This window comes from Streptomyces sp. NPDC017520 (assembly GCF_044329855.1).
GTDB lineage: Bacteria > Actinomycetota > Actinomycetes > Streptomycetales > Streptomycetaceae > Streptomyces.
Window position 1 is genome coordinate 29,982 of sequence record NZ_JBIRKB010000026.1, and the last position, 13,012, is coordinate 42,993.

Here is a 13,012-nt window from a genome sequence, read left to right on the forward strand (position 1 = left end):
CGGGACCGAGAAACCATCGAGTTCTCCAGGGGGAGAGTTGCGCAGACACGTGAGAACCGCGTGCATACCGGCGGTCGCCACTGCCGTGGCCGTGGCGCTGGCGGCGGGCATGACCTCGTCCGCCGTCGCCCAGCCGGATCCGATGGCGTCGTCCGACGCCCGGGCCCAGGACCGTTCCCAGGAGGGGGAGCTGCGTCGGCTGACCCTCGTCACGGGTGACCGGGTCACCGTCGACGCCCAGGGCAAGCCGGTCGCCTTCCGGCCCGCGAAGGGCCGGGAGAACATCCCGGTACAGCGGATGAGCAGCAAGGGGCACACACTCGTCGTCCCGGCCGACGCCCATCGGCTGATCGTCTCCGGCAAGCTCGACCGAAGGCTGTTCGACGTCACCGAGCTGAGCCGCCCGGAGAACCTCCGGGCCCAGCGCGACGGTCTGAAGCTGATCGTCGGCTACCGGGGCAAGCAGGCCGCCGCCGCGAAGGCGGAGGTCCGCGACGCGGGCTCCACCGAGGTGGGCCGGAGCCTGAAATCGCTGAACGCCGAGTCGGTGACCACACCGACCGCCGACGCGCCGGCCATCTGGCAGGCGCTCACCGACCGGCGCGCGGGCGGTGAACGGGTCACCACCGCGGCCGGCATCGACCGGGTCTGGCTGGACGGGGTGCGCCGGGCGAGCCTGGACAAGAGCGTCCCGCAGATCGGCGCCCCGGCGGCGTGGAAGGCCGGGTTCACCGGCAAGGGCGTCAAGATCGCGGTCCTGGACACCGGGACGGACGCCACCCACCCCGACCTCAAGGGCCAGATCCTCGCGGAGAAGAACTTCAGCGCCGCCAAGGACACCAAGGACCGGGTCGGCCACGGCACTCACGTCGCCTCGATCGCGGCGGGCACCGGCGCCAGGTCGGGCGGGAAGTTCAAGGGCGTGGCCCCGGACGCCAAGCTGCTCGCGGGCAAGGTGCTCGACGACGACGGGTACGGCGAGGACTCCGGCATCCTGGCCGGAATGGAGTGGGCGGTCGCCCAGGGCGCCGACATCGTCAACCTGAGTCTCGGCGGGACGGACACCCCGGAGGTGGATCCGCTGGAGGCCGCGGTCGACAAGCTGTCGGCCGAGAAGGGCGTCCTGTTCGCCATCGCCGCGGGCAACGAGGGCGACGGCGCCGGCACGGTGGGCTCGCCGGGCAGCGCGGACGCCGCGCTGACCGTGGGCGCGGTCGACGACCAGGACAAGCTGGCGGACTTCTCCAGCCGGGGCCCGCGGGTCGGGGACGGGGCGGTCAAGCCCGACGTGACGGCCCCCGGCGTGGACACGACGGCGGCCATCCCGTCCGGATCACTGATCGCGAAGGAGGTGGGCGAGAACCCCGCCGGCTACGCGACGATCTCGGGTACGTCGATGGCCACTCCGCATGTGGCGGGCGCGGCCGCCCTGCTCAAGCAGCAGCACCCCGACTGGGCGTACACCGAGCTGAAGGGCGCGCTGACCGCGTCCACGAAGCCCGGCGCGTACAACCCGTTCCAGCAGGGTTCCGGCCGGATCGCGGTGGACCGGGCGATCGCCCAGACCGTCGTCGCCGACCCGGTCTCGGTGAGCTTCGGGGTGCAGCAGTGGCCGCACACCGACGACAAGCCGGCCACCGAGAAGGTCACGTACCGCAACCTGGGCACGAGCGACGTCACCCTCGATCTGAAGGTGACGGGCACCGGCCCGGCGGGCAGGCCCGCTCCGGCCGGCTTCTTCACGCTCGGCGCGGACCGGGTCACCGTCCCTGCGGGCGGCACGGCGGAGGTGACGCTGACCGCCGACACCCGGCTCGGCGGCACCAGCGACGGCACGTACTCCGCGTACCTGGTGGCCACCGGCGGCGGCCAGACCGTGCGCACGGCCGCCGCGGTCGAGCGTGAGGTGGAGAGCTACGACGTCACGGTCAAGCACATCGGGCGTGACGGCCGTCCGGCCGTCTACGCGGACAGCACGCTCTTCCGCTTCGGCGCGGAGTCCGGCAACCCGTTCCTCAGCCCGCGGGTCGTCGACGGCACGGCGAAGATCCGGGTGCCCAAGGGCACGTACGTGGTCAACTCCACGGTCTACAACGACCCGGACGACGTCACCAAGGGCGCCGACTGGATCGCCCAGCCCAAGATCGCGGTCACCAAGAACACCTCGCTGACGTTCGACGCCCGCAAGGCGAAGCCGGTGAAGGTCACGGTGCCGGACGCGAAGGCGAAGGCGCAGCTGTTCTCCCCGGACTACGTGGTGGAGGAGGCGAACAACGCGGTCTCCTTCGGCTGGCTGATGGAGTCGCCGGCCGGCATCCGTACGCTCCACGCCGGACCGAAGATCACCGACGGTTCGCTCGCCCAGCACTGGACGGGCACGTGGAGCAAGGGCGCGTCGACCGAGTACGACATCGCGGTCGGCGGCACGGTCAAGCAGCTCGCGACCGGCTTCGACCGGAAGTTCACCACCAAGCAGCTGGCCAAGGTGAAGATCGTCATGGGTTCGGCCGCGCCGAAGAAGAAGGGTTCGATCACCGCCTTCCCCTTCCTGCCCACGCAGGGCGGCACCTGGGCGACCTCGATCGACCAGAAGCTGCCCGGCACCCGCACGCTGTACGTCTCCACCGGGGACAAGGTGGCCTGGAGCTTCGACTTCGACCAGCAGGGCCCGCCCGACGCGGACGGCTGGCCGACGTACGAGGCCAACTACCGGGTCGGCAAGGAGGCGGCGTACAAGGCGGGCAAGACGTACGCGAAGTCCGTGAACACCGCGGTGTTCGGCCCGCTGGTGGACAAGGACTACGGCGTCGTCCGTGAGGGCAACGACATCACGGGCTCCCTCCCGCTGCTGGCCGACGGCCGGGGCAACGCGGGCGGGATGCTGTTCACGTCGGCCAAGACCGTCCTGTACCGCAACGGCAAGAAGCTCGGCCAGAACGGCGACCCGGTGGGCGGCGGCGAGTCCTTCCGGGTCCCGGCGGGCGCGGCCGACTACCGGCTGACGACCACGGTCCGGCACAGCGCGAAGGTCAGCCCGCTCTCCACCCGGGTGGACGCGGCCTGGACGTTCCGCTCGAAGAAGACCGCGTTCACGATGCTGCCCGTCTCCACCGTCCGGTTCACCCCGGCCGTGGGCGCCGACGGCCGGGTCAAGGCGGGCAGGACCGTCTCGGTGCCGGTGAAGGTGCACGGAGCGGCTGCGGGCAAGAACCTGAAGTCGCTGAAGACGTACGTCAGTTACAACGGCGGCAAGACCTGGAAGAAGGTCACCGTCAAGAAGGGCTTGATCACCGTCAAGAACCCGGCCAAGGGCAAGGCGATCTCCTTCTCCGCCAAGGTCACCGACAAGAAGGGCAACGCCTCGTCGGTGAAGATCTACAGCGCGTACCTGGGCAAGTGACGGGCGAGCGCGGGTAGTTCACCGCACGCATGACGGCGGCCCGCCGCACGGATCCTCTCCGTGCGGCGGGCCGTCCGCGTGTCAGCTGATGGGGAAGACGCCGGTGTCGATGATCAGCTCGAACGGGGTTCGACGGTGAGTGCGCTCATGGCGGCCTCCTCTATCGGTACGTCACCTGGGGCCTCGCCTCCGAGTCCAGCATGCCGAACGGGACCGGTGGCAGTCCACCGATCCCGTTCACCCGTATGGGGAAACCGCAGGTCAGGCGATACGTTCCCGTACCACCGGCAGCGGTGCGAACGACGTGCCGGCCGGGGCGATGTCGTACGCCTCGGGCAGCGCCTTCAGCGCGTAGTCGAACTTCTCCGGGGTGTCCGTGTGCAGCGTCATGAGGGGCTGGCCCTCGGTGACGGTGTCGCCGGGCTTGGCGTGCAGCTCGACGCCCGCGCCCGCCTGCACCGGGTCCTCCTTGCGGGCGCGGCCCGCGCCGAGGCGCCAGGCGGCGACGCCGACGTCGTAGGCGTCCAGGCGGGTCAGCACGCCGGAAGAGCGTGCGGTCACCACGTGCTGCTCGCGGGCGGTCGGGAGCGTGGCGTCCGGGTCGCCGCCCTGGGCGGAGATCATCCGGCGCCAGACGTCCATGGCGGAGCCGTCGGCGAGGGCCTTCTCCGGGTCGGCGTCCTTGAGCCCGGCGGCGTCGAGCATCTCGCGGGCGAGGGCGAGGGTCAGGTCGACGACGTCCCTGGGGCCGCCGCCGGCCAGCACCTCGACGGACTCGCGGACCTCCAGCGCGTTGCCCGCGGTGAGGCCGAGCGGGGTGGACATGTCGGTGAGCAGCGCGACCGTGCGCACCCCGCTGTCGGTGCCGAGCGCGACCATGGTGGAGGCCAGTTCGCGGGCGTCCTCGATGGTCTTCATGAAGGCGCCGGAGCCGACCTTGACGTCCAGGACGAGTGCCCCGGTGCCCTCGGCGATCTTCTTGGACATGATCGAGCTGGCGATCAGCGGGATCGCCTCGACGGTGCCGGTGACGTCGCGCAGCGCGTACAGCTTCTTGTCGGCGGGGGCGAGTCCGTCACCGGCGGCGCAGATGACCGCGCCGGTGGTGTCGAGGACGTGCCGCATCTCCTCGTTGGAGAGGTGGGCCCGCCAGCCGGGGATGGACTCCAGCTTGTCCAGCGTGCCGCCGGTGTGGCCGAGGCCCCGGCCGCTGAGCTGCGGCACGGCCGCGCCGCAGGCGGCGACCAGCGGGGCGAGCGGCAGGGTGATCTTGTCGCCGACGCCGCCGGTGGAGTGCTTGTCGGTGGTGGGGCGGGACAGCCCGTCGAAGGTCATCCGCTCGCCGGAGGCGATCATCGCGGCGGTCCAGCGGGCGATCTCGGTGCGGTTCATCCCGTTGAGCAGGATCGCCATGGCGAGGGCGGACATCTGCTCGTCGGCGACCTCGCCGCGGGTGTAGGCGTCGATGACCCAGTCGATCTGCTCGGGGGTCAGCTCGCCTCGGTCCCGCTTGGTGCGGATGACGGAGATGGCGTCCATGGGAATCCTTCCGGCCGGGTGCGTACGCAAGAGTCCTCACTGACTCTACGCGCATAGAGAGAGGGAGGGCGGTGGCCCTTCCGGGAAAACGGAAGGGCCACCGCCGAGGAATACGGGGTTCAGCCGAGGTGCTGCGGGCCGAACGCCTGGGGCAGCATCTCGTCCAGCGTGCGCCGCCCGTCGGGCGTCTCCAGGAGGAGCTCCGGACCGCCGAACTCGTACAGCAGCTGCCGGCACCTGCCGCACGGCACGAGGATGGACCCGGTGCCGTCCACGCAGGTGAAGTGGGTCAGCCGGCCGCCGCCCGTGGCATGGAGCGCGGAGACCAGACCGCACTCGGCGCAGAGCGAGAGGCCGTAGCTGGCGTTCTCCACGTTGCAGCCGGTGATCGTGCGACCGTCGTCCACCCGGGCGGCGACACCGACCGGATAGCGCGAGTAGGGGACGTACGCGCGGGACATGGCGTCCCGGGCGGCCTCGCGCAGGGCGTCCCAGTCGGCCTCGCCGAAGGCCGCGGCCGGCGGTCCTCCGGCGGCGGGCGTCGTCACTTGCCCTCGCCCTTGCGGTACGGCACGCCGTCCGCCTTGGGCATCCGCAGCCGTTGCGCGGAGAGCGAGAGGACCAGCAGCGTCGTGACGTACGGGGCGGCGTCGACGAACTGGCTCGGCACCTGGTCGGTCAGGAAGTACCAGGTGAACAGCAGCGCCGAGACCGCCGCCGAGATCACCGCGGCGACGTACTTCTTCCGGTACAGCTGCCAGAACACCGCGATGACCAGCAGGATCGCCAGCAGGAGCAGCATCGCGTGGACGTTCTCCGCGCCACCGCGCAGCTTGAGGCTGTCGGTGAAGCCGAAGAGCCCGGCGCCGAGCGCCATGCCGCCCGGCATCCAGTTGCCGAAGATCATCGCGGCGAGGCCGATGTAGCCGCGGCCGCCGGTCTGGCCCTCCTGGTAGATGCCGGTGGCGACGATCGCGAGGAACGCGCCGCCGAGGCCCGCCAGACCGCCGGAGATCGTGACGGCGATGTACTTGTACTTGTACACGTTGACGCCGAGGGTCTCGGCGGCCGTCGGGGACTCGCCGCAGGAGCGCAGCCGCAGCCCGAACGGCGTGCGCCAAAGGATCCACCAGGTGGCGGGGATCAGCAGCAGGGCGACGACGGTGAGCAGGGAGAGCCCGGTGACGAGCCCTCCGATGATGCCGGCGATGTCGGAGATCAGGAACCAGTGTTGTTGTTGCAGGTCCTGCATCCAGTCCGAAAGCCCTGGAACGGTGATCCTGTCGATCGGATCGATGCGCGGGGACTGCTTGGAGGAGCCGCCCTCGATGCCGTCGAAGGCGAAGTTGGAGAGGTAGCGGGTGACGCCGACGGCGAGGATGTTGATGGCCACACCGGAGACGATGTGGTTCACGCCGAAGGTGACCGTGATGACCGCGTGCAGCAGGCCGCCGAGGCAGCCGCCGAGGATGCCGAAGAGGACGCCCACCCACGGGCCCCACTGGAACCCGGCCCAGGCGCCGAACCAGGTGCCCAGGACCATCATGCCTTCGAGGCCGATGTTGACGACGCCCGCGCGCTCGGCCCACAGGCCGCCGAGTCCGGCGAGGCCGATCGGGACGGCGAGTGACAGGGCGCCGCGGACCTGGCCGACCGAGGTGATGTCGTTGGCGCCGCTGATGAGGCGCACCAGCGAGATCAGGGCGAGCGCGCCCGCGATGATGAGGAGGACGATGGGCAGGGTGAGCTTGCGGCGCCCGCCCTTGGTCGGGGCGACGCGTGCGGCGGTGGCTTTGCTCGTGCTCACAGGGCCGCCTCCTTCTCGGTCTTGATGGCATGGCCGGCGGCGAGCTCCTCGCCGACCTTCTGCTGCTGGCGGCGGATCCCGTACCGGCGGACCAGCTCGTAGGAGACGACGACCGAGATCACGATCAAGCCCTGCATGATCGTGGCGATCTCCTTCTCGTACCCGAACTGGTCGAGCGAGGCCGACGACTTGTCCAGGAAGGCGATCAGCAGGGCGCTGAAGGCGATGCCGAGCGGGTTGTTGCGGCCCAGGAGCGCGATGGTGATGCCGGTGAAGCCGATACCGGTGGGGAAGTCGAGGCTGTAGGTGTGGGTGTCACCGAGCAGGGTCGGCATACCGGCCAGGCCCGCGACCGCACCGGAGATCAGCATCGAGGTGAGGATCATCTTCTTGGCGTCCACGCCGGAGGCCTGGGCGGCGCTCTCGCTGGCGCCGGTGGCGCGCAGGTCGAAGCCGAACCGGGTGCGGTTCAGCACGAACCAGTACAGGAGGCCGCAGCCCGCGGCGACGAACGTGAACCCGTAGATCTCCCCGGCCATGTCGCCCATCGGCAGCCCCGGGAACCAGCCGGACTCCGCGATCTCACCGGTGGTCAGGTTGTTGGAGCCGGCCGGCTGCTCGCCGAAGTTCTTCGGCAGGATCAGCCAGGCGACCAGGGCGGTGGCGATGGAGTTGAGCATGATCGTCGAGACGACCTCGCTCACCCCGCGGGTGGTCCTGAGGAAGCCCGCGATACCGGCCCAGAACGCGCCGACCAGCATCGCGACGATCACGATCAGCGCGATGTGCAGCGGTCCCGGCAGGCTGACGCTCGCGCCGACCAGCGCGGCCATCATGGCGGCGAGGCGGTACTGCCCGTCGACGCCGATGTTGAAGAGGTTCATCCGGAAGCCGACGGCCACGGCGAGTGCGGCGAGGTAGTACGTACCGGCCTGGTTGACGATCAGGACCTGTACGTCGACGTAGCTGGCCGACTCGAACATGATCCGGTACGGCTCGAAGGGGTTACGGCCGGAGGCGAGCAGCACCACGGTCGTCAGCGCGAGGGCGACGACCAGGGCGAGCACCGGGCCGGCGAAGCCCAGGATCAGCCGGTCCTTGTCGAATTTCTTCATCGGGCCTCGTCCTCCGGGCTTTCGAGGTGCCCGGTGGCGGCGCCGGTCATGGCCGAGCCCAGTTCCTCCGGGGTGATGGTGGCCGGGTCGGCGTCGGCGACCAGTCGGCCGCGGTACATGACGCGCAGGGTGTCGGAGAGCCCGATCAGCTCGTCCAGGTCGGCCGAGATCAGCAGGACGGCCAGCCCTTCGCGGCGGGCCTCGCGGATCTGGTCCCAGATCTGCGCCTGCGCGCCGACGTCCACGCCACGGGTGGGGTGGGCGGCGATCAGGAGCTTGGGCGCGTGGCTCATCTCGCGGCCGACGATCAGCTTCTGCTGGTTTCCGCCGGAGAGGGAGGCCGCGGTGACCTCGATGCCGGGGGTGCGCACGTCGTACTCGCGCACGATCCGCTCGGTGTCGGCGCGGGCCGCCTTGTTGTCCAGCAGCCAGCCGCGGCTGTTGGGCTTCTCGGTGACGTGGCCGAGGATGCGGTTCTCCCACAGCGGGGCGTTCAGCAGGACGCCGTGGCGGTGGCGGTCCTCCGGGATGTACCCGATGCCGGCCTCGCGCCGCTTGCGGGTGGGGACGTGGCTGATGTCGTCCTGGTCGAGGGTGATCACCCCGCCGTCCGGGTCGCGCATGCCGATCAGGGCCTCGATCAGCTCGGTCTGCCCGTTGCCCTCGACCCCGGCGATGCCGAGCACCTCGCCCTGGTGGATGGTGAGGTCGATGCCGGCGAGCACGTCGCGGACGGTGCCGTCGGGGTCGGTGACCGTGAGCGCCAGGTCCCGCACGCGCAGCATCGGCACCTCGGTGACGGTGGACTCGCGGGTCTCCGGCGAGGGCAGCTCGCTGCCGACCATCAGCTCGGCGAGCTGCTTGGTCGTGGTGGACGCCGGGTCGGCGGTGCCCACGGTCGTGCCGCGGCGGATCACGGTGATGTCGTCGGCGACGGAGAGCACCTCGCCGAGCTTGTGCGAGATGAAGATGACGGTCAGGCCCTCGGCCTTGAGCTCGCGCAGGTTGGCGAAGAGCGCGTCGACCTCCTGCGGTACGAGGACCGCGGTCGGCTCGTCCAGGATCAGGATGCGGGCGCCCCGGTAGAGGACCTTGAGGATCTCCACGCGCTGCCGGTCGGCGACCCCGAGGTCCTCCACGAGCGCGTCGGGCCGGATGCCCAGACCGTACGCGTCGGAGATCTCCTTGATCTTCTTCCGGGCGCCGGAGCCGATGCCGTACAGCTTCTCGCCGCCCAGGACGACGTTCTCCAGGACGGTGAAGTTGTCGGCGAGCATGAAGTGCTGGTGCACCATGCCGATGCCCCGCTCGATGGCGTCGCCCGGGTTGGAGAACGAGACCTGCTCGCCGTTGATCGCGATGGTGCCCTCGTCCGGCTTCTGCATGCCGTAGAGGATCTTCATCAGGGTGGACTTGCCGGCGCCGTTCTCACCGACGAGGGCATGGACCGTGCCCTTGCCGATCGTGATGTCGATGTCGTGGTTGGCGACGACACCGGGGAAGCGCTTGGTGATGCCGTGCAGTTCTACGGCAGGGGGACTGCTGGACGCGTTGATGACGCACTCTCCTTGGCCGGACAGGAGCGGGGGCGGAGGGGCAAGGGGGCTCTGGGGGGCGGGGGTGAAGTTATCGCGCCGGAGGGCTGTCTACACGCGTAGCGCTGCCGAATCGTGAAACACAGGTGCACGTCACGGTCCGGACGCGCGGTCCGGACCGGGTGGGAGAGCACTGCGAGAGGCGGATCTTCTTCGGGTGGTGTTGCGGAAGCTCGGGTGCTGCCGCGGATGTTCGGGTGGAGCTGTGGAAGCTCGGGTGGTGCCGCGGATGTTCGCGTTCCGCGGGTGTTCGGGTGCTGCCGCGGAAGCTCGGGTGCTGCCGCGGAAGCTCGGGTGCTGCCGCGGATCTTCGCCTTCCGCGGCGGGAAGCCTGTCCGTCCGGCGGGGACGGGCCCGCGGCCCTGTCCGTCCACCGGCCGCGGGCGCGGTGCGGGGACGGACAGGGCCTGGGGAAACCAGCTGTACGGCAGGGAGCTCCGGGCTGCTCGTTACGGAGCGGTCTTGACGGTGATCTTGCCGTCGATGATCTCCTGCTTGGCCTTGTCGACGGCTGCGATGACGTCGGTCATCTTGGCGAACGCCGGGTTGGACATCGACAGGCCGACGCCGTCCTTGTCCAGGCCGTAGCGGATCTCACCGGTGGTCGGCTTGCCGTCCTGGACCGACTTGATCAGGTTGAACACCGAGTCCTCGACGTCCTTGGTGACCGAGGTCAGGATGGACTCCTTGTAGGCCGCGAGGCCCTTCTGCTGGTACTGGTCGGAGTCGACGCCGATGTTCCACTTGCCGGCCTTGGAGGCGGCCTCGATGGCACCGGAGCCGGCCAGACCGGCGGCCGAGTAGATCACGTCGGCCTTCTTGTCGAGCTGGCCCTGGGCCGCGGCCTTGCCGAGGTCGGGCTTGGAGAAGCCGTCGAAGTTCGGCGGCTGCGTCAGGTACTGCGCGAGGACCTTGACCGCGGGGTCGGTGTCCTTGGCGCCCTGGATGAAGCCCGCCTCGAACTTCTTGATCAGCGGGGTCTCGACACCGCCGATGAAGCCGATCGTCTTCGTCTTGGTGACCTTGGCGGCGGCGACGCCGGCGAGGTAGGAGCCCTGCTCCTCGTTGAAGACGATGTTGGCGATGTTGTCGCCGGTCACCGAGGCGTCGTCGATGATGCCGAAGGTGGTCTTCGGGAACTTCGGCGCGACCTTCTTGATGGCGGGCGCGTAGGCGAAGCCGACGCCGATCACCGGGTTGTTGCCGGAGCGGGCCAGCTCGGTGAGGCGCTGGACCTTGTCCGCGTCGCCCTCACCGTCGGAGGGCTCGGCCTCGCTGCCCTTGACGTCGAGTTCCTTGTCCGCCTTGTCGAGTCCGGCGTAGGCGGCGTCGTTGAACGACTGGTCGCCACGGCCGCCGATGTCGTACGCGATGGCGGCCTTTTCGCCGCCCGAGTCGGAACCTGCGTCCGACGACGATTTTCCGCCACAGGCGGTGACACTGAGAGCAAGCGCCGCGGACGCGATGCCCACGGTGGTGATCCTGGTGATCCGGCGCAAGGGAAGGCTCCTTCAAACCTGACCGAAGCGCCTCTTCCGGCGCTGGTTTCGCGGCGATCGTAACGCGCGTAGATGTCAGATAAGAGCACGTACGGAAGCCGTTATCGGATCGTCGTGAACAGAAGGCCGCCCGCAGGTCCACGAACGGCCCACGAAGACCGCGTCAACGCTCCGCTAACGGTTCCCGTCGAACAGCGCCGCGGCGGTGAACAGCTCGACCCCCACGGTGATGGCTTCCTCGTCCACGTCGAAGTTGCCGCGGTGCAGATCGAGACCGCGCGTGTCGCCCGGGGTCCGGACGCCGAGGCGGGCCATCGCGCCGGGCACCCGCTCCAGGTACCAGGAGAAGTCCTCGCCGCCCAGGCTCTGCTCGGTGTCCTCGATCGCGTACGATCCGCGGCGCTCGGTCATCGCGGCGTCCAGCAGGCCGATGGACTCGGCGTCGTTCACCACGGGCGGCACACCGCGCACGTAGTTGATCACGGTCTTGGCCCGGTGCATTCCGGCCACCTCGTCGATGGCGGCGTGCACCAGGTCGGGGGCCGAGCGCCAGGCGTCCAGGTCCAGGCAGCGGACGGTGCCGGAGAGCTCGGCGTGTTGCGGGATGACGTTGGGGGCGTGCCCGGTCTCCAGCCGCCCCCAGGTCAGCGCGAGCCCGGAGCGGGCGTCGACCCGGCGGGCGAGCAGCGCGGGCACGTCGACGGCGATCCGGGCGGCGGCGGTGACCAGGTCGGTGGTCAGGTGCGGCCGGGCGGTGTGCCCGCCGGGCCCGTCGAGCGCGACCTCCAGCCGGTCGCAGGCCGAGGTGATGGCCCCGATCCGCAGCCCGATCCGCCCGACGTCCACCTTCGGGTCGCAGTGCACACCGATGATCCGCCCGACGCCCTCCAGCACCCCGGACTCGATCGCGTCGACCGCGCCCCCGGGCAGGACCTCCTCGGCGGGCTGGAAGATCAGCCGCACGGCGTGGGGCAGCAGCCCCTCCCGGTGGAGGCCGGCGAGCACGAGCCCCGCTCCGAGCACGGTGGTGGTGTGCACGTCGTGCCCGCAGGCGTGCGCCCGGTCGGGCACGGTGGAGCGGTAGGGCACGCCCGCCTTGGTGTCCGGGATCGGCAGCGCGTCGATGTCCGCCCGCAACGCCAGCATGGGCGTCACCCCGTCCCACTCCCCCACGTCGCACATGAGCCCGGTCCCTACGGCGAGGACCTTCGGCTCCAGCCCGGCCTTCTCCAGCCGGTCCTTGATGGCCGCGGTGGTGCGGAACTCCTGGTTGCCCAGCTCGGGATGCATGTGCAGATCCCGGCGGAAGGCGATCAGCTCGGCACGCAGCTCGTCGGAGAGTCTGCCGGGCAGCGCACCTCCCCCGGACTGGCCGGCCGGGTCGTGGGGGCGGGAGGCGCGGGACTTCAACTGGTTCACCCTAGGAAGCGTAGGCCCCTTGCCCCCTCAACTGGCCACAGATCAACAAAACTTCAGCCGTGCAGGCGAACAAAGTCCGCGTGGGGACGTGTGACGCGGAGTGGTTTCGGGTATACCCGTTCACCTTCCACCGCCACCATCCGCCGCTCACTACAGCGCACCGGAACCGGCGGCCTCACCCTCCTGTCCACCAAGACCCGCGCATCCGAACGCCGCATCGCCCTCCCCACCGAATGCCTCCACTCCCTCAAGGAGCACCGGGAACGGCAGGACGAGGAACGCGAAGCGACAGGATCAGCCCGGCAAGACAGCGGCCTCGTCTTCACCACGCCAACCGGGCCTCCCGCCCCGGCCAACCTCACCCGCCGCATCCGCTTGCCCGACCTCCGCCACTCGACCGCCACCCTGCTCCTGGAGCATGACGTCGACCTCGTCGTCATCAAGGAACTCCTCGACCACGCCCACATCGGCGTCACCGGCCGGCGTCTACGCCCACGTCCGACTCCACCTCCAACGCCAGGCCATCGACACCCTCGGCGACGCCCTCAGCCCCACTGGCGACGCCCCCGACGGCCCACCCGCCACAGCCGTCGTCCGCTGACGTTGCCGTCACCGTTGCCGTCAAGACCCCCAGAAGC

Annotated in this window: 8 protein-coding genes and 1 pseudogene; 2 read left to right on the plus strand and 7 right to left on the minus strand. The window is 70.1% G+C overall.

Annotation, left to right across the window (positions count from 1 at the left end; translation table 11 throughout):
• Positions 1 to 109 precede the first annotated feature (109 nt).
• Positions 110 to 3,400 carry a S8 family peptidase gene (locus ACH4KB_RS35850; protein ID WP_398071037.1) on the plus strand — a complete coding sequence of 1,097 codons (3,291 nt, stop codon included), beginning with the start codon at positions 110 to 112 and terminating at the stop codon, positions 3,398 to 3,400.
• Positions 3,401 to 3,661: 261 nt separating this feature from the next.
• Here ACH4KB_RS35850 and ACH4KB_RS35855 read toward each other — a convergent pair whose 3' ends face one another.
• The 7 genes from ACH4KB_RS35855 to ACH4KB_RS35885 form a co-directional block, all read right to left on the minus strand.
• Entirely contained in the window at positions 3,662 to 4,939 is a 1,278-nt protein-coding gene (locus ACH4KB_RS35855; protein WP_398070954.1) for a thymidine phosphorylase, read from the minus strand.
• A 119-nt stretch (positions 4,940 to 5,058) separates the two neighbouring features.
• Positions 5,059 to 5,487: a cytidine deaminase gene (locus ACH4KB_RS35860; RefSeq protein ID WP_398070956.1), complete on the minus strand. Its 429-nt coding sequence runs from the start codon at positions 5,485 to 5,487 to the stop codon at positions 5,059 to 5,061.
• Entirely contained in the window at positions 5,484 to 6,746 is a 1,263-nt protein-coding gene (locus tag ACH4KB_RS35865; RefSeq protein WP_398070958.1) for an ABC transporter permease, read from the minus strand. The genes ACH4KB_RS35860 and ACH4KB_RS35865 overlap by 4 nt, the downstream gene beginning before the upstream one ends.
• Positions 6,743 to 7,861: an ABC transporter permease gene (locus ACH4KB_RS35870; protein WP_398070960.1), complete on the minus strand. Its 1,119-nt coding sequence runs from the start codon at positions 7,859 to 7,861 to the stop codon at positions 6,743 to 6,745. Before ACH4KB_RS35870 ends, ACH4KB_RS35865 begins: the two co-directional genes overlap by 4 nt.
• Positions 7,858 to 9,441 carry an ABC transporter ATP-binding protein gene (locus ACH4KB_RS35875; RefSeq protein WP_398071039.1) on the minus strand — a complete coding sequence of 528 codons (1,584 nt, stop codon included), beginning with the start codon at positions 9,439 to 9,441 and terminating at the stop codon, positions 7,858 to 7,860. Before ACH4KB_RS35875 ends, ACH4KB_RS35870 begins: the two co-directional genes overlap by 4 nt.
• Before the next feature lie 464 nt (positions 9,442 to 9,905).
• Positions 9,906 to 10,955, minus strand: a complete 1,050-nt coding sequence (locus tag ACH4KB_RS35880) for a BMP family protein (RefSeq protein ID WP_398070962.1) — start codon at positions 10,953 to 10,955, stop codon at positions 9,906 to 9,908.
• 174 nt (positions 10,956 to 11,129) lie between these two features.
• Positions 11,130 to 12,365, minus strand: coding sequence for an amidohydrolase (locus tag ACH4KB_RS35885; RefSeq protein WP_398071041.1), 1,236 nt, complete (start codon positions 12,363 to 12,365; stop codon positions 11,130 to 11,132).
• Between the two features lie 138 nt (positions 12,366 to 12,503).
• Between ACH4KB_RS35885 and ACH4KB_RS35890 the strand changes: the two are divergent.
• Positions 12,504 to 12,975 (plus strand): annotated as a pseudogene (locus tag ACH4KB_RS35890) (tyrosine-type recombinase/integrase); the annotation flags it as partial.
• Between the last annotated feature and the right edge of the window lie 37 nt (positions 12,976 to 13,012).